This is a genomic window from Seohaeicola sp. (assembly GCF_048006315.1).
Lineage (GTDB): Bacteria > Pseudomonadota > Alphaproteobacteria > Rhodobacterales > Rhodobacteraceae > Seohaeicola.
Map to the genome: position 1 here is coordinate 3413890 of NZ_CP180350.1, position 15626 is coordinate 3429515.

12 protein-coding genes are annotated in these 15626 nt (G+C 66.0%); 9 read left to right on the top strand and 3 right to left on the bottom strand.

Annotated features, from left to right (window positions below):
- The first annotated feature begins 10 nt into the window (after nucleotides 1–10).
- The 8 genes from ACMUJL_RS16935 to ACMUJL_RS16970 all read left to right on the top strand — a co-directional run bounded on the left by ACMUJL_RS16935 (nucleotide 11) and on the right by ACMUJL_RS16970 (nucleotide 12704).
- Complete coding sequence (locus tag ACMUJL_RS16935; RefSeq protein WP_416914360.1) at nucleotides 11–967, top strand: ABC transporter permease; 957 nt, start codon at nucleotides 11–13, stop codon at nucleotides 965–967.
- Complete coding sequence (locus tag ACMUJL_RS16940) at nucleotides 964–1779, top strand: ABC transporter permease (protein WP_416914361.1); 816 nt, start codon at nucleotides 964–966, stop codon at nucleotides 1777–1779. Before ACMUJL_RS16935 ends, ACMUJL_RS16940 begins: the two co-directional genes overlap by 4 nt.
- Nucleotides 1772–3409, top strand: a complete 1638-nt coding sequence (locus ACMUJL_RS16945) for an ABC transporter ATP-binding protein (protein ID WP_375572253.1) — start codon at nucleotides 1772–1774, stop codon at nucleotides 3407–3409. Before ACMUJL_RS16940 ends, ACMUJL_RS16945 begins: the two co-directional genes overlap by 8 nt.
- A gap of 126 nt (nucleotides 3410–3535) precedes the next feature.
- A complete protein-coding gene (locus tag ACMUJL_RS16950; protein WP_375572251.1) occupies nucleotides 3536–4375 on the top strand; it encodes an alkaline phosphatase family protein in 840 nt (279 codons plus the stop codon).
- Between the two features lie 190 nt (nucleotides 4376–4565).
- Nucleotides 4566–7826: an Ig-like domain-containing protein gene (locus ACMUJL_RS16955; protein WP_375572249.1), complete on the top strand. Its 3261-nt coding sequence runs from the start codon at nucleotides 4566–4568 to the stop codon at nucleotides 7824–7826.
- 83 nt (nucleotides 7827–7909) lie between these two features.
- Complete coding sequence (locus ACMUJL_RS16960; protein WP_375572247.1) at nucleotides 7910–9274, top strand: TolC family protein; 1365 nt, start codon at nucleotides 7910–7912, stop codon at nucleotides 9272–9274.
- Nucleotides 9275–9381: 107 nt separating this feature from the next.
- Nucleotides 9382–11514 carry an ATP-binding cassette domain-containing protein gene (locus ACMUJL_RS16965; RefSeq protein ID WP_375573852.1) on the top strand — a complete coding sequence of 711 codons (2133 nt, stop codon included), beginning with the start codon at nucleotides 9382–9384 and terminating at the stop codon, nucleotides 11512–11514.
- A gap of 2 nt (nucleotides 11515–11516) precedes the next feature.
- Nucleotides 11517–12704, top strand: a complete 1188-nt coding sequence (locus ACMUJL_RS16970; RefSeq protein ID WP_375572245.1) for an HlyD family efflux transporter periplasmic adaptor subunit — start codon at nucleotides 11517–11519, stop codon at nucleotides 12702–12704.
- A gap of 9 nt (nucleotides 12705–12713) precedes the next feature.
- On the opposite strand, the gene dtd is transcribed toward ACMUJL_RS16970, so the two are convergent.
- A complete protein-coding gene (gene dtd, locus ACMUJL_RS16975; RefSeq protein WP_375572243.1) occupies nucleotides 12714–13151 on the bottom strand; it encodes a D-aminoacyl-tRNA deacylase in 438 nt (145 codons plus the stop codon).
- 123 nt (nucleotides 13152–13274) lie between these two features.
- On the opposite strand from dtd, the gene ACMUJL_RS16980 reads away from it, so the two are divergent.
- Nucleotides 13275–13691, top strand: coding sequence for an Hsp20/alpha crystallin family protein (locus tag ACMUJL_RS16980; RefSeq protein WP_068292538.1), 417 nt, complete (start codon nucleotides 13275–13277; stop codon nucleotides 13689–13691).
- A 129-nt stretch (nucleotides 13692–13820) separates the two neighbouring features.
- Here ACMUJL_RS16980 and ACMUJL_RS16985 read toward each other — a convergent pair whose 3' ends face one another.
- On the bottom strand, nucleotides 13821–14495 hold the full coding sequence (locus ACMUJL_RS16985; RefSeq protein WP_375572241.1) for a nitroreductase family protein: 675 nt from the start codon (nucleotides 14493–14495) through the stop codon (nucleotides 13821–13823).
- The gene (locus tag ACMUJL_RS16990; RefSeq protein ID WP_375572239.1) at nucleotides 14495–15613 is read right to left on the bottom strand and encodes a primosomal protein N' (replication factor Y) - superfamily II helicase; all 1119 of its coding nucleotides are present in this window, start codon (nucleotides 15611–15613) and stop codon (nucleotides 14495–14497) included. Before ACMUJL_RS16990 ends, ACMUJL_RS16985 begins: the two co-directional genes overlap by 1 nt.
- Between the last annotated feature and the right edge of the window lie 13 nt (nucleotides 15614–15626).

Sequence of the window (15626 nt, forward strand, 5' to 3'; positions counted from 1 at the left end):
GGACGCGCCTGTGCATCCTATCCTGAAACTGGTTGCCCAGCGCGTCGCGCTGGGCATCCTCCTCCTTTGGGCGGCGTCGGTCCTGATCTTCGTGGGCACGCAGATCCTGCCGGGTGACGTCGCGCAATCCATCCTCGGGCAGGCCGCCACGCCGCAATCGCTGGCGAACCTGCGCGCGGAACTGGGGCTGAACGACCCGCCCGTGACGCGGTATTTCGCGTGGCTGGGCGGTGTGCTGACCGGGGATCTCGGGACCTCGCTGACCAATGGGCGCGACATCGCAACCGCGATGGGCGGGCGTCTGTGGAACACGCTGTTCCTGGCCTTCTGGACGGCGCTGATCGCCGTGCCGACGGCGATCCTGCTGGGCCTTGTCGCGGTGCGCTACCAGGGCCGCTGGCCCGACAAGCTGATTTCCGGAACCACGCTGGCCACGGTGTCGGTGCCCGAGTTCCTTCTGGGCTATATCGCGGTCTTTTTCCTTGCGGTGCAATACCGGGTGTTTCCATCGATTTCGACGGTCTACAACTCGATGTCGCTGGGAGAGAAGCTGAACGCGATCGCCTTGCCCATCCTCGTGCTGACGCTGACCATTCTGGGACACATGATGCGGATGACCCGCGCGGCGATCCTGAACGTCATGCAATCCGCCTATATCGAGACGGCCGAACTCAAGGGGCTGGGCGGCTTTGCGGTGATCGCGCGCCATGCCTTTCCCAACGCCATCGCACCCGTGATCAACGTGGTGATGCTGAACCTTGCCTACCTGGTGGTCGGCGTCGTCGTGGTCGAGGTTGTCTTCGTCTACCCCGGCATGGGGCAATACCTTGTTGACCACGTGGCAAAGCGCGACGTGCCGGTGGTGCAGGCCTGCGGGCTTGTGTTCGCCGCCGTCTACATCGGCATGAACCTTCTGGCCGATGTGATGTCCATCCTGGCCAACCCGAGGTTGAGGCACCCGAAATGAGAATGCCGATTTCGGCCGCCATCGGCCTGTTCTTCACCGCGCTTTATTTCCTGGCCGCGATCTTCGCCGACCTGATCGCCCCTTACGGCATGGCGGAAATCGTGGGCGGCGTATGGGATCCGGTCTCGGCAGAGCATTGGCTGGGCACGGACAACATCGGACGGGATCTGCTGTCGCGCATGATCTACGGCGGGCAGACCACGATCTTCATCGCCACCATGGGAACCTTGCTGTCCTTTTCCGTGGGGTCCGTGCTGGGCTTCACGGCCGCTGTCGCCGGCGGATGGCTGGACCAGCTGCTGTCGCGGTTCGTCGACCTGATGATGGCGATCCCCTCGCTGATCTTCGCGCTGGTCGTGCTGTCGGTCATGCCGGTCACGGTGCCGGTGCTGATCCTGGTGATGGGCATCCTCAATTCCACGCGCGTCTTCCGCCTGTCGCGGGCGGTGGCTGTGGACATCACGGTGATGGACTATGTCGAGGCTGCGCGCCTGCGCGGCGAGGGGCGCGGCTGGGTCATCTTCAGCGAAGTCCTGCCCAATGCGCTGTCGCCCCTCGTGGCGGAAATGGGCCTGCGCTTCATCTTCATGGTGCTCTTCATCTCGACCCTGTCCTTCCTTGGCCTTGGTGTGCAACCGCCGCTGGCCGATTGGGGCGGCATCGTGAAGGAAAACAAGGAAGGCATCGTCTATGGCATCCCCGCGGCGCTGATCCCCGCCTTTGCGATCGCGACGCTGGCGATTTCGGTCAACCTGGTGGCGGACTGGATCCTCAACCGCACCACAAGCGTGAAAGGGGGGCGCGGTGGCTGATCCCTTGCTCAAGGTCACGGATCTCAAGATCGAGGCGACAGCCTACCCGCCCGGGGAACCCCCGCAGGAGATCACGATCGTCGAAGGCGTGTCATTCGCGCTCGACAAGGGCCGGGTGCTGGGCCTGATCGGCGAAAGCGGCGCGGGCAAATCCACCATCGGGCTGTCGGCGATGGCCTATGGTCGCGGTGGCGTGCGCATCACCGGGGGCGAGGTCCTGGTCAACGGGCGCGACATCCTGCAACTGGGCGTGCGGGGCCTGCGCGCGCTGCGCGGGGCCGAAGTGACATATGTGGCGCAATCCGCCGCCGCCGCGTTCAATCCGGCCAAGCGGATCATGGAGCAGGTGATCGAGGCGACGCTGGAACATGGCCGGGCCAGCCGGTCCGAAGCCGAGGCGCGCGCCGTGAAGCTCTTTGCGACGCTGGGTCTGCCGGATCCCGAGACCTTCGGCAGCCGCTACCCCCATCAGGTGTCGGGCGGACAGCTGCAGCGCGCGATGACGGCGCTGGCGCTGTGTCCGCAGCCGGACCTCGTGATCTTCGATGAACCGACCACGGCGCTGGATGTGACCACGCAGATCGATGTCCTGGCCGCGATCAAGGATGCGATCCGCGAAACCGGCGTGGCCGCGCTCTATATCACGCATGACCTGGCGGTGGTGGCGCAGGTCAGCGACGATATCATGGTGCTCAAGGGCGGGCACATGGTGGAATACGGCACGACGGGGCAGATCATCACCGCCCCGCGCGAGGACTATACCCGCGCGCTGGTTTCGGTCCGCTCGATCGAACATGATGAAAAGGCACCGTCGGACGACCCGGTGCTGCGGGTGGAACATGTGACCGCACGCTATCGCGGTACGGCCTTCGATGTGCTGCATGATGTCAATGTCGAGGTGCATCGCGGCCAGACCCTTGCGGTGGTCGGCGAAAGCGGATCGGGCAAGTCGACGCTGGCCCGCGTGATCACCGGGCTTCTGCCGCCCACCGAAGGGCAGATCACCTTTGCGGACCGGTCGCTGTCACCGGATCTTGCGGGCCGGTCGCGCGAGGATCTGCGCGAGGTGCAGATGATCTACCAGATGGCCGATGTCGCGATGAATCCGCGCCAGACCGTGGGCACGATCATCGGGCGACCGCTGGAATTCTACTTCGGCCTCAAGGGCGCGGCGAAACAGGCGCGTGTCGCGGAACTTCTGGATGCGATCGAGATGGGCAAGGGCTTCATCGACCGCTATCCGGCGGAACTGTCCGGCGGGCAGAAGCAGCGTGTCTGCATCGCCCGCGCGCTGGCGGCGAACCCGCGCCTGATCATCTGCGACGAGGTGACATCGGCGCTGGATCCGCTGGTGGCGGACGGGATCCTCAAGCTATTGCTGAACCTGCAGAAATCCGAAGGCGTGGCCTATCTGTTCATCACCCATGACCTGGCCACGGTGCGCGCCATCGCTGACAGCATCGCGGTGATGTATCGTGGTCGTGTCGTGCGCTACGGGCCCAAAAGCCAGGTCCTGGCACCGCCTTTCGACGACTATACCGACCTGCTGCTGTCCTCTGTCCCCGAGATGGAGCTGGGCTGGCTCGAGAAGGTCATCGCGCATCGCAAGATGGAAAGCGCAGGACATTAGTGTTCCGCCTCCGGCGGGGATATTTGGGGCAAGAAGAAATCCGGGGACCGCTTCTTCTTGCCCCAAATATCCCCGCCGGAGGCTCCCACATTCGCCGCCGGTGCGCGGCCTGCAAGAGAAAACCCCATGCAACACAAGCTGCTTCTGATCATTCTTGATGGTGTGCCGTTGCGCAACTGGCGGCGGTTGTTCGGCAATCTCGAAGGCTGGGTCGAGGCGGGGCAGGCGCAGACCTGGGTCATGCGATCGGTGCTGCCTTCGATCTCGGCGAGCTGCTATGCCTCTATCCATACGGGCGTGACCCCGCAGGAACATGGCTGCACCGGGAATGGCAACGTCTTCCGCCTGTCGCAGCCTGACGTGTTCTCGCAGGTGCGTGCGGCGGGGGGCATCACCGGCGCGGTCACGCATTCCTTCTGGTCCGAATTCTTCAACCGCGCACCGTTCGACCTGGTGCGGGATATCGAATATGACGAACCGGACAGCGCCACGATCAACCATGGCCGGTTCCACACGATGACCGGCTACGGCCTGATCAACCAGATGACACCCTCGGACGTGGATCTTTTCGCCACTCTGACCATGCTCTGCGCCCGTCACGGGTTGGATTACGGCATCCTTCATACCTGTACCCTGGACAGCATGGGGCACCGTTTCTACCACGACTGCCAGGAGATGGATCACGCCTGCGCAGTCATGGACGAGATGCTGGCCCCGTTCATTCCGAAATGGCTGGCCATGGGGTATGAGGTGATCGTGACCGCCGACCATGGTCAGGACGCGCGTGGCCATCACGGGGGCAATTCTGATCTGCAGCGGGATGTGGCGCTCTATTATTTCGGTCCGGCCCGCGGTCCGGCGTCCGACACCCTGCTTGACCAATTGCAACTGGCGCCGACGATCCTGTCGCGGCTGGGTGCGCCCATCCCCGATACCATGCGGGCGGCGCCCTTTCTGACAGACTAGGCGGCAGATCTTCCGAGGCACAAGCCACGTAGAAAGCGCGGCAGATCGCAACAATATCTGGGGGCATGGCCCCTATCTGGGGGTGTGTGGCCAAAAAAACTCTAGCAAGAGGGCGGCGAAACGCCTATGCTGTCAGCCAAGTAGTAAAAAAGCCGGGTCAATCGGCGGTAACGAGTAGAGCGGTGATAACATGAAGACAATGGATTTTGTCGTGCGCCCCATCATGGGTGCAACCCGGCGCGGCACGGTTGATGCGGGCGCTGCCACCTCGGTGATCGACGTATCGGCCGGGGAAGAGATTTCTCTCAATATCAGGCAGTTCGAACTCAAGGCCTATGACAAGGTCGGTTCGGATCTGCATGTCACGCTGGCCGATGGCAGGGTGATCGTCCTCAAGGGCTATTTTGCCGAGGATGAGGGCGCGGTCGCGCGACTGTTCATCAGTGCCGATGGCTATCTCAGCGAGGTGACCCTTGTGGAAGGGGCAGGCGGCGCGATCTATGCGCAATACGGCCCGACCGAGGTCTGGGGCAAGTGGAGCCCGCATGAGGACCTCGTTTTCCTTGGCGGTGACGAGATACTGGCCCCGGCAAGCGATGACGACAATGTCAGCATGCTGGGGGCGGGGCTGTTGCTGGGCGGTGGCGGACTGGGTGCCGCCGGTGGCCTTGGCGCCCTCGCGGCCGGAACCGTGGCGGCAGGGGCGCTGCTGGGTGGCGGTGGCGGCACGGAGCCGCAACCCGGCGCCCAACCCGCGCCGGCCCAGCCCGACATCCCTGTCCAGCAGGTGCCGTCCGGGCCGCGCCTGCCCACCGTCAACGAGCGTGATCCGATTGTCCTGGGGGGCGGTGACAGCCCGAGCATCGGCATCAGCGGCACCGCGGATCCCGCCGCCGAAGTCGAGGTCACCATCGGGGACAAGGTCATCGTGACCCGGCCCGATCAGGATGGGAACTGGCAGGTCGTCTTCGAGGGTGACACTTTTCCCGCGGACGGCACCTATCCCGTGGAGGTCGAGGTCACGCAACCCGGTGGCGCAAAGATCGACCTGAGCGGGCCTTCGGTCACCATCGACACCACACCGCCGGACCTGACCTTCACGGACGGGACCGTGTCGACAGGGCATGTGGTGAATGGCGACGATCACCGCGATGGTGTCGACATTTCCGGCACCAGCGAGGCGGACGCGCGGATCGACGTGGCGATCGGCAATGTCACCCACAGTACGACTGCCAATGAGCAAGGCCAATGGACGGTCCTGTTCACGCCGGGCGAACTGCCCGAAGGTGACTATACCCGCGACGTGACCGTGACGGCCACAGATGCCTACAACAACAGCGCAAGCTACCGCGATACGGTCAGGGTCGACACGATCCCCGATCCGATCGTGATCCAGTCCTGGCTTGTGGCGGGTGACGGTACCGTCAACCGCAACGAGGCGACGGGCGATCTGGTGGTGACCGGGACATCGACGCCCGGCAACATGCTGACGCTGGCCCTGTTCAACGGGACCGATACGATCACCCGCACCGTGCCGGTGCAGGGCGATGGCACCTGGCGCGTCACCTATCCGGCCGGATCGGCCGGTTCCGGCGAGCATGAGGCGACGCTGACGGCGACCACCTCGGATGCGGTGGGCAATATCGGTCGCGCCACGGCGGCGATCCGCGTGGATACGCTGCATCATCTGACGATCGACCCCGCGCCGCTGGGGACGAACAATGTGATCAATGCCGATGCGGCCGATGGCGGGGTGACCCTGCGCGGCACGACGCAGCCCGGCTCGCAGGTCGAGGTGCGGTTCGGCTCGATCACGCGCCAGGCCACCGTGGCCGATGATGGCACCTGGTCGGCGCGTTTCGCGGGCAATGATTTCGCACGCGACGAATATGACGCCACCTTCAACGTCACGGCGCGCGATGCGGCCGGCAACGTGGATACGGCCAGCCGCACCGTGCGGGTGGACACGGTTGTCGATGTGACCATCGACGACGGGATCGGCCGCAACGGCCTGATCAACGATGCCGAGCGTCAGGCGGGTGTCCGCATCAGCGGCACCACCGATCCGGGCGCCGAGGTCTGGGTTCAGGTCGGCGATGTCAGGAAACAGGCCGATGTGGATGGCGCGGGCCTGTGGCGCGTGCGTTTCGAAACGGCTGACCTGCCGGAAGGACAGGGCAATCTTGCCGTCACCGCCACGGCGACGGATGCCGCGCGCAACAGCACCAGTGCCAATCGCTCGGTTGTGCTTGATACCGAGGTGCGCGATTTCAACTGGACCTCGACCGGCGTGGCCGCTGACGGGGTGATCAATGGCGATGACGCGGATGACGGCCTGTTCGTCACCGGCCAGGTCGAGCCGGGGTCGCGCGTCATGGTCACGCTGGACGGGGTCGAGCACGAGGCGCGCGTGCTGGGCGATGGCCGCTGGAGCGTGCGTTTCACGCCATCCGAGATCCGCACCGGCGAATATGTTACCGAATTGCGCGCCGTCGCCACCGACAGCGCGCAGAATACCGATGTGATCAGCCAATCCGTGCGCGTGGATACACGGCTCAACCTGCTGGAACTGTCCGGGCCCGTGACCGGCGACAACACCATCAACCTTGACGAGGCGAAGGCGGGTTTCGCCGTCACCGGCCAGGTCGAGGCGCTTCCCGGCATCACGGAGCGGTCCACGGTGCAGGTCGAATTCCAGGGCCAGTTCTACCAGGCGAGTGTGGATGCGGCGGGCAACTGGCGCGCCTTCATTCCGGGCGAGGTCGTGCCGCAGGGCAACCACACGCTGGACATGGTCGTGCATGCGCGCGACGCGGCGGGCAACATGGGCAGCCTGACACAGGTGCTGACCATCGATACCGATGTGCCGACCAACCCGATCGTGGCCTCCTATACGCGCGACGCAGCCGGGATCCGCTCTGTCTCGATCGAGATGACGGGCGATCAGATCACCCTGACCGAGATCGAGGCCGATGGGGATCTGTCCCCGGTGGACAATGTTGCCACGCCCATCGCGCCGCTGGGTGAAACGCTGCACAGTTTCGGCATGATCACGGAGGCGGGCGGCTTTGTCGGCGGTCATTTACCGGACGGGTCGAACCTGCTGATCACCGCGACGGACACGGCGGGCAATGCCAGCGGCACCTTCCTGGCCTTCGATGCGCTGAATACCTCGGTCATCGACCTTGCGGGGCCGGTTGCCGCTGGGGCGCGCATCGACGCGATCGACCTGTCTTTCGCCGAGGACAGCACCCTGACCCTGACCGAGGCGCAGATCCTTGCGTTGTCGCCGGATCAGCGCAGCCTGACCATTCATGGCGGCAGCGATGACAGCCTTACGCTGGCCGGTGCCATGCGCGACGGGACCGAGGTGGTCGAAGGCCGCAATTACGCGGTCTATTCGCTAGGCGAGGCGCGCGTGATCGTGGACGAGGATGTGAGGATCTTCTGACGCAGGCCAGAGGGCCGGACAACCGCGTGGCCATGCACAGGATGGCCACGCCAAAAGAACAGGCACCGCAACAAGGGGCTGGCATGAGGCAGGGCGACAGGAAATGCAGAGCAACCCGCAAGGCAGGGCCCTTTCTGGCATGTGTCGCGCTGTTGGGTCTGCCGGGCTGCTTGCCGGGAACCGAAGGGGCGGGGGTCAGCCGCATGCTGATGCCCGAACCGGCACCCGTGGCCGAAGGCCTCGATCCGGGTGGTGCGGGGCAGGATGCCGCCGAAGCCTCGGCCTTGCTGAACGATCTGATGGGGCGGCGCAGCGCGCTGCCCGGCGGCTCGGCTTTGGCCAGCGTGGCGGATGCGGTCCTGGCGGCGGACAGCCGCCCTGCGGGGGCTGCCTTGCGCAGCGCCCGTTTGCGCGCGCGGGCGCAGTCGCGCAACTGGTTGCCCAGTATCGGCCCGCAGGTCAGCCTGACCAGTCTTGGTTCGGTGGTGGCCATGCTGGTGGTCGAACAGGTCATCTTCGACAACGGGCGCAAGAAGGCGGAACGCGATTTCGCCAAGGCCGATGTCGAGGTGGCCGCCGTGACCCTCGTGCAGGACAGCAATGCCCGTGTGCTGAGCGCGCTGACGCTCTATCTGGCGGCGCGCGAGGCGCAGGACAAGTCGGAACTGGCGCGCGCGGCGGAACGGGACATGTCACATTTCGAATGGATCATGTCCGAACGCGTGGCGGGCGGCATTTCGGATCAGTCCGACCTGCAGGTGCTGCGCCAGAAGCTGGCCGAGATCCGTTCGACCGAACAGCGCGAAAGCGAGGCGGCACGCGCGGCGGTGGCGGAACTGTCGGCGGTGGGCGTCGATCCGGCCATGCTGCAGGGTGAAGCCCTGACGCGCGGCGGTCTTGCCGCGCTGCGGCTGCCCGATCCGGTGCCGGTGCCGCTGCCTGTCCGCATGGCCGAGGCCGAGCAGGAACGCGCCATGGCGCGTGCCCGCATCGATCGGGCGGGTTTTTTGCCGGGGCTCAGCGCCACTGCCGCGCTGGGGCGTGGCGCGCCCGATCCCTCGCTGGATATCCGCACTGCGCGCCCGCTGGGGTTCGGCACCGCCGATGACTTGCGCGCGGTCGAGGCCGCGACCGAAAGCGAGCGGCGCAAGGTTGATCAGGCCCGCGAGGAATCCGAACGGCGCCTGCGCCGCCTGCAGCAGGAACGCACCGCGCTGTCGCGTCAGGCGCAGGAAGGCATGGTGCTGACCAGCAAGGCCAAGGCCAATCTGGATCTGTTTCAGGCGCAATATGATGCCGGCCAGCGGCAGGTGATGGATGTGGTTGGCCTTTACGAGCAATTCGCGCGCCAGCAGCAGCAGGCGGCGGGGCTGGCCTATCGTGCCATGCAGGCCGAGTTGGACATCGCGGCCGAACTGGGCCTTCTGGCTGACGGGGACAAGCTGTGACCGGGGCGGTGCAACCCCGGATCGCGGATCGGGTCGATCCGGCAGAGGCCCCGCGCACGCGGCTGCAATCCGTGGCCGATCCGCGCCCGGCCACGGTCGATCCGCGCCTGGCATCGATCGATCCGGCAATCGGCGATCTGGCCAGTCTTGTCGTGGCCCATGCCGGATTGCTGGGGCGCAACCTGTCGCGCCGCGATGTGATCGAGGCGCTTGTTGTGGCCGATGCCGCCCCGGACAGCCCGGCGGATGCGGTGACGCCGTGCTATGCGATCTGCGGCCTGGCCACGCAGGTTCGCCGGGTGATCGCCTTCACGCCGGACATGTGGCCGGCGCTGGCGCAGATGCGGGGCGGGCAATGGGTTCTGGTGCTGGGGCAGGCGGGTGATGCAGCTGATGGCGCGGTCACGATCTTCGAGGCAACCAGCCCGGACAAGCGCCTTGAGGTGCCGCTGTCGGATTTCCTGCCGCATTTCCTTGGCATGATCGTGCAGGCCGAAGCGCCGGTCGCGGGGCTTGCCACGGCCCATGTGGCGCCCCCCGCGGCGCGGCACTGGTTCTGGGGCGAGTTTGCCGCCCTGCGGCGCCCTTTCGCCGATGTGATGCTGGGGTCTTTCGTGGCGAACCTGCTGGCGGTGGCGGTCGCGCTGTTTTCGCTGCAGGTCTATGATCGCGTGATCCCGCACCAGTCCCAGGCGACCCTGTGGGTGCTGGCGGGCGGTGCGATGCTGGCGCTGCTGATGGAGGCCGCGCTCAAGGCGGCGCGGGCGCAGTTGATGGACGGGGCGGGCCGTCAGATCGAACTGGCCGTGCAGGCGCGTCTGATGGACCGCATTCTCGGGGCGCGGTCGGATATCGCGGGGCGCAGCCCCTCGCAGATATTCAGCGCGATGCGCGACTTCGGATCGGTGCGGGAATTCTTCACCACGGCCACGGTGGGCACGCTGGCCGATATTCCCTTCGTGTTCGTGTTCCTGCTGCTTGTCGCCTCGATCGGGGGCAACGTTGTCTGGGTGCTGGTGCTGGGCGGGGTGCTGATGGTGCTGCCCGGTTTCCTGATGCAGGGGCGCATGATGCGCCTGACCGAAGAGGGGCAGGGCGCGTCCGTCCGCGCGGCGCGGCTTTTGCAGGAAGTCATCTACGAGCATGAGACGGTCAAGACCCTGCGCGGTGAAGACCGGATGCGGCGCCTGTGGTCCGAGTTGACGACACTGTCGGCGGTCACCTCGTCCGAGCAGCGCAAGCTGGCCTCGGCGCTGACGATCTGGGCGCAGGGCGTGCAGCAGGCCACCTATGTCGCGGCGGTGGTGATCGGGGCCTACCTGGTCTTTGCCGGGCAATTCACCGTGGGTTCGATCATCGCTGTCGGCATCCTGACGGGCCGGACGCTGGCGCCGCTGTCGCAACTGGCCAGCACCATGGCGCGCTGGGGTAATGTGCGCACGGCGCTGGATGCGCTGGATGACATCGCCCATGCGCCGCAGGATCACGAAACGGGGCGCAGCTATCTGCGGCGCGACCGTCTGGCGGGGCATTACGAGCTGCGCGAGATCCAGTTCCGCTACAGCGACGAGGCGGCAACCGTGCTGGACATTCCGGCCCTTGCGATCCTGCCGGGCCAGCATGTGGCGGTTCTGGGCGCCAATGGCTCGGGCAAGTCCACGCTGCTGCGGCTGCTGTCCGGGCTGCATGGGCCGTCGCGGGGGCGCATCCTTGTCGATGGCACGGAAATGGGCCAGATCGCGCCGCGCGACCTGCGCCGCGCCATCGGATACCTTGGGCAGGATGTGCGCCTTTTCGCGGGTAGCCTGCGCGACAACCTGACCTTCAGCCTGCTGGAGCGTGATGACGATCGTCTGATGGAGGCGCTGGATTTCGCGGGGCTCGGTCCCTTCGTCAAGGCGCACCCGCGCGGGCTGGACCTGGAATTGGGCGATGCCGGTGCGGGTCTGTCGGTGGGGCAGCGCCAGTCGCTGGGCTGGGCGCGGCTGTGGCTGCAGAACCCTTCGGTCTGCCTGCTGGATGAACCGACCGCCGCGCTGGATCAGCGGCTTGAAGCGACGCTGATCAGCCGCCTCGAAGGCTGGATGGAGGGGCGCACGGTCGTCATCGCCACCCACCGGATGCCCATCCTGTCGCTGACGGATCGGGTGATGGTGCTGCAGAACGGGCGAATGGCGGTGGATGGGCCGCGCGATCAGGTGCTGGCGCATCTGGCGACACCGGCGGGGGGCGGCCTATGAGAATGGCGCATCCCGCCATCAGCCTTGCCGCGCAGTTGAACGCGCGGCTGCGCGGGCCCAGCCTGACGATATGGCTTTGCGCGGGCACCGTCTGGCTGTTCATCATCTGGGCCAGCATGGCCTGGGTCGACGAGATCGTGCGCGCCGAGGGCGAGATGATCTCGGCCTCGCGGCCGCAGATCATCCAGAACCTTGAAGGGGGTATCCTGGCCGAACTGGCGGTGCGCGAAGGCGACATGGTGCAGCGTGGCGATGTGCTGGCGCGGTTGCAGGGCACGCAGTTCCGCACTTCGGTCGATGACCTGCTGGACCAGATCGCGGCGCTGGAAATCCGCCGCCTGCGGCTTGAGGCCGAGTTGGCGGGACAGCCCGCCTTTGGCGTGCCTGCCGATCTGGCCGCGCGCAATCCGGCGATGGTGGCGTCCGAGCAGGTGTTGTTGCAGGCGCGCCAGACCGATTTCGAAAGCCGCGCGGCCGGCGCGCGCCGGGTGATGGATCAGGCCCGGCAGGAAATGCAGATGATGGAGACGATGCTGGAGCGCAAGATCGTGTCCCTGATCGAGGTGACACGCGCCCGCAAGGCCCATGCCGATGCCCGCATCCGCCATGACGAGATCGTCACCGGGGCCGAGCTGGAACGCGCCGACGCCTATGCCACGACCCTGCGCGAACTGGCCACGCTGCGCCAGAACCTCAAGTCCAGCCAGGACCAGCTGACGCGGACCGTGCTGGTCAGCCCGCTGCGCGGCATCGTCAAGGCAGTGTCGGTCTCGACCATCGGCGGGGTGGTGCGCCCCGGCGAGGAGATCCTGCAGATCATCCCGCTGGACGAGGAACTGTTCGTCGAGGCGCGCGTACGCCCCGAGAACATTGCCAATATCCGGCCCGGCCAGGAGGCGACGATCAAGCTGACGGCCTATGACTATACGATCTTCGGCACGCTCAAGGGGCGGGTCGATGTGATTTCGGCCGATACGTTCAAGGACGAACGTGCGCGCAACCCGGATGCGGCGGCGCATTACCGGGTCACGCTGCGGGTGGATATGGAGAACCTGACCGACCGGCAGGCCTCGGTCCAGATCCGGCCGGGGATGCAGGCCTCTGTCGAATTGCACACGGGGCGCAAGACGGTGCTGCAATACCTTCTCAAGCCGCTTTACAAGTCGCGCGAGGCGTTTCGCGAACCGTAACCGACGGCCTCAGGTTTCAAGCCAGATGGTCACCGGGCCGTCATTGATCAGCTCCACCGCCATATCCGCGCCGAAACGGCCGGTTTCTGTCGCGATCCCCAGTGCTGCAAGGCTGGCCGCGAAACGCTCGTAGAGCCTGCGGCCGTCCTCGGGTGCGGCTGCGGCGGAAAAGCCGGGGCGATTGCCGCGCGACGTGTCGGCGGCCAAGGTGAACTGGCTGATGACCAGCGCCGAACCTGCCGTGTCCAGCACCGAACGATTCATCCGGCCCTCGTCATCCTTGAAGATGCGCAGCTTGGCGATCCGGGACGCCAGTTGATCGGCCCCGGCCTCGGTATCGCCCTGCATGGCGCAGACCAGGATCATCAGGCCATGCCCGCATTGGCCGATCTGCTGCCCGTCCACGCTGACGCAGGCGCGGGTGACCCGCTGGATGAGTGCGCGCATGGTACCGTGTCTCCTTGCTGTTTGCGCCCTGACTACGCCGGACTTTGATCCGGATCAAGGCATGCGATTCGCGTCAAAGCAGAGTTGCAGCATCACCGAAACTTCTGAAGGAGGAGGAGTATCATGGTCGAGAAAACACATGCCGCGGGGCTGTGGCCCTCTTTGGCCGAGCCGTTCCGCAGCTTGGGGACGCGCATGGCCGACTGGCTGGCGCCCGCGTCAGATGCCTCGACGAATGGCGATGCCTACCGCATCACGATGGAACTGCCCGGTGTCGAGGAAAAGGATATCGACGTGTCGGTTCACGAGGGCATGGTGACCGTCAAGGGCGAGAAATCATCCAGCCGCGAGGACAAGGGCGAGACCTGGTTCTTCAGCGAACGGCAATACGGATCCTTCAGCCGCAGCTTTCGCGTGCCGACCGATGCGCAGGCCGACAAGGTGGATGCCCATCTGAAGGATGGCGTTCTGACCATCAGCATCCCCAGGAAAGGCCCCGAAGCGGCCAAAAGCGCAAGGGTGCCGATCCGCCAGGGGTAATGCCGGGCGCGGTTCGTGGCCAATGCGGGCGGGGGGCTGTCTGCCCCCCAACGTCGAACAGCGTTCGACTGCGTCGAACCCGGTTCGACGATCCCCCCGAGGATATTTGACGCAAGAAGAACCGGGCGGTCAGCCGCGCAGCTCGAGGACCTCGGACAGGGGGGCGCGTTCCGTGCGGAAGGTATTTGCCGGGTGGTCCGCGTCTTCGAAGCCGAAGGAAATCGCGCACAGGATGTGGCGATGCGCGGGGATGCCGAACCAGTCGCGCAGGAAAGGGGCCTGTGCCGCCACTGCGGCCTGCGGGATCGAGGCCACGCCGCGCGCTTGCGCCGCCAGGGTGAAAAGCGCCACGAAACCGCCCGTATCCATGGCGCCGTAAGGGCCCAGATCGGCCTCGGTCGTGACGATGGCCACATGGGGCGCGCCGAAAAGACGATAGTTTTCCAGCATCTGCGCATGGGTCGCGGCGCGGTCTTCCTTGGGGATGCCAAGGCTGTCGTATAGCTGGAAGCCGCAGGTCCGGCGGCGGTCGCGATAGACGCCGGTATATTGGCGCGGCCATTCCAGATCGGGTTGGGCAGGCTGGCTTGTGGCCGCGGCCAGAAGCGCTTCGCGGAAGCGGTCTGTTTCGGGGGCGCGGGTGACGATGACCTGCCAGGGCTGCGCGTTGCACCACGACGGCACGCGCCCGGCGCTGGCCACGATGTCGCCGATCAGGCTGTCGGGCAGGGGGTCGGGCCGGAACGCGCGGCAGCTGTGGCGGGCGAGAAGCAGCCCGTCGAGGGTTGCGGCGGTGTCAGTCATCACATCATTCCTTCGTTCAGTGCGATCCCGTAGCCAACAGCCCCCGCGACCAGCGCGCCAAGGATCACGGCAAAGGCGATCTTCCAGGCCGACCAGGGCCTTTCGCCCTGCACCCGGCCGGTCGCCCCATTGACCACGAAACGGTAGGTCTGGCCACGGTATTTATAGGCGGCCAGCCAGACAGGCAGCAGCACATGCTTGAAGGTCACGTCCTTGATCTGGGTATCGACCTGACCGATGCGCTGCTGATCGCCGCCGATATCGAAGCGGATGTCGCGTTCGATCACGCGGTCCATCTTTTCGCGTGCAAGGCCGAAGCCCTGTTCCAGATCGACCGTGTAGCCCTCGGCGCGGAATCCGGCCAGGTATTCGGGGCGATAGGGTTGCAGGGCGGACAGGTCCCAGGGTTCCAGCCCTTCGGTATAGCGGCGCGGCAGGCTGTTCGCGGCCAGCACAAGCACATCGTCGAACCAGCGCTTCACGCGGCCGGACACGGGCGTCCAGCGGATGCGCGGCACCTGCTGGCGGGCGGGCTTGCCGTCGCGCATCACGGTGATCGTCTCGTAGTAGACCGTGCCGCGCTGGCCCGTATAGCGGCTTTGCGTATCGGCATCGAAAGTCCAGTAGGGCACGTAGATGCCGGCCATGGCGCGCCCCTTGCGGGCATAGTCCTGCAGCCCGTTCGGTGCGAACCACAGCTTGCCCAGCCAGTCGGTCATGGCGCGGCGCGCCGCGCGTTCGTCAAGCGCGAAGGGCAGCACCGCGCGCGGCTTGACATGGCGATGCGTGCCGGTATCCGCCACCAGCGGGGTCGCGCAGAACGGACATTCCAGCGCATGCACGGCCGGATCGAATTCGACCTGCGCGCCGCAACTGGTGCAGGTGGAGATGCGCGTCTCCTCGATCTCCGAGGCGGGCAGGCTGTGCGACAGGGCGGCGTTGAAATCCAGCTCTCTCAGCGCGCCGGACCAGGGCCCCGGCGCTGCGATCTGCTGACGATGGCCACAATGATCACAGGCCAGCGCGCCTTCGCCGGGCGCAAAGCGATAATCGGCGCCGCATTGCTCGCAGGGAAAGCGGTGTTCCTGAACCGGGGCGGGGGCTGAGGCGTCAGTCATGCGGAAAAGGGTC

Bases quoted from the DNA above. Each gene is read 5' to 3' on its own strand.
- dtd (WP_375572243.1), bottom strand. From the start codon at position 13,151: ATGCGCGCACTCATCCAGCGGGTCACCCGCGCCTGCGTCAGCGTGGAC.
- ACMUJL_RS16955 (WP_375572249.1), top strand. From the start codon at position 4,566: ATGAAGACAATGGATTTTGTCGTGCGCCCCATCATGGGTGCAACCCGG.
- ACMUJL_RS16970 (WP_375572245.1), top strand. From the start codon at position 11,517: ATGGCGCATCCCGCCATCAGCCTTGCCGCGCAGTTGAACGCGCGGCTG.
- ACMUJL_RS16950 (WP_375572251.1), top strand. From the start codon at position 3,536: ATGCAACACAAGCTGCTTCTGATCATTCTTGATGGTGTGCCGTTGCGC.
- ACMUJL_RS16985 (WP_375572241.1), bottom strand. From the start codon at position 14,495: ATGACTGACACCGCCGCAACCCTCGACGGGCTGCTTCTCGCCCGCCAC.
- ACMUJL_RS16990 (WP_375572239.1), bottom strand. From the start codon at position 15,613: ATGACTGACGCCTCAGCCCCCGCCCCGGTTCAGGAACACCGCTTTCCC.
- ACMUJL_RS16940 (WP_416914361.1), top strand. From the start codon at position 964: ATGAGAATGCCGATTTCGGCCGCCATCGGCCTGTTCTTCACCGCGCTT.
- ACMUJL_RS16960 (WP_375572247.1), top strand. From the start codon at position 7,910: ATGAGGCAGGGCGACAGGAAATGCAGAGCAACCCGCAAGGCAGGGCCC.
- ACMUJL_RS16980 (WP_068292538.1), top strand. From the start codon at position 13,275: ATGGTCGAGAAAACACATGCCGCGGGGCTGTGGCCCTCTTTGGCCGAG.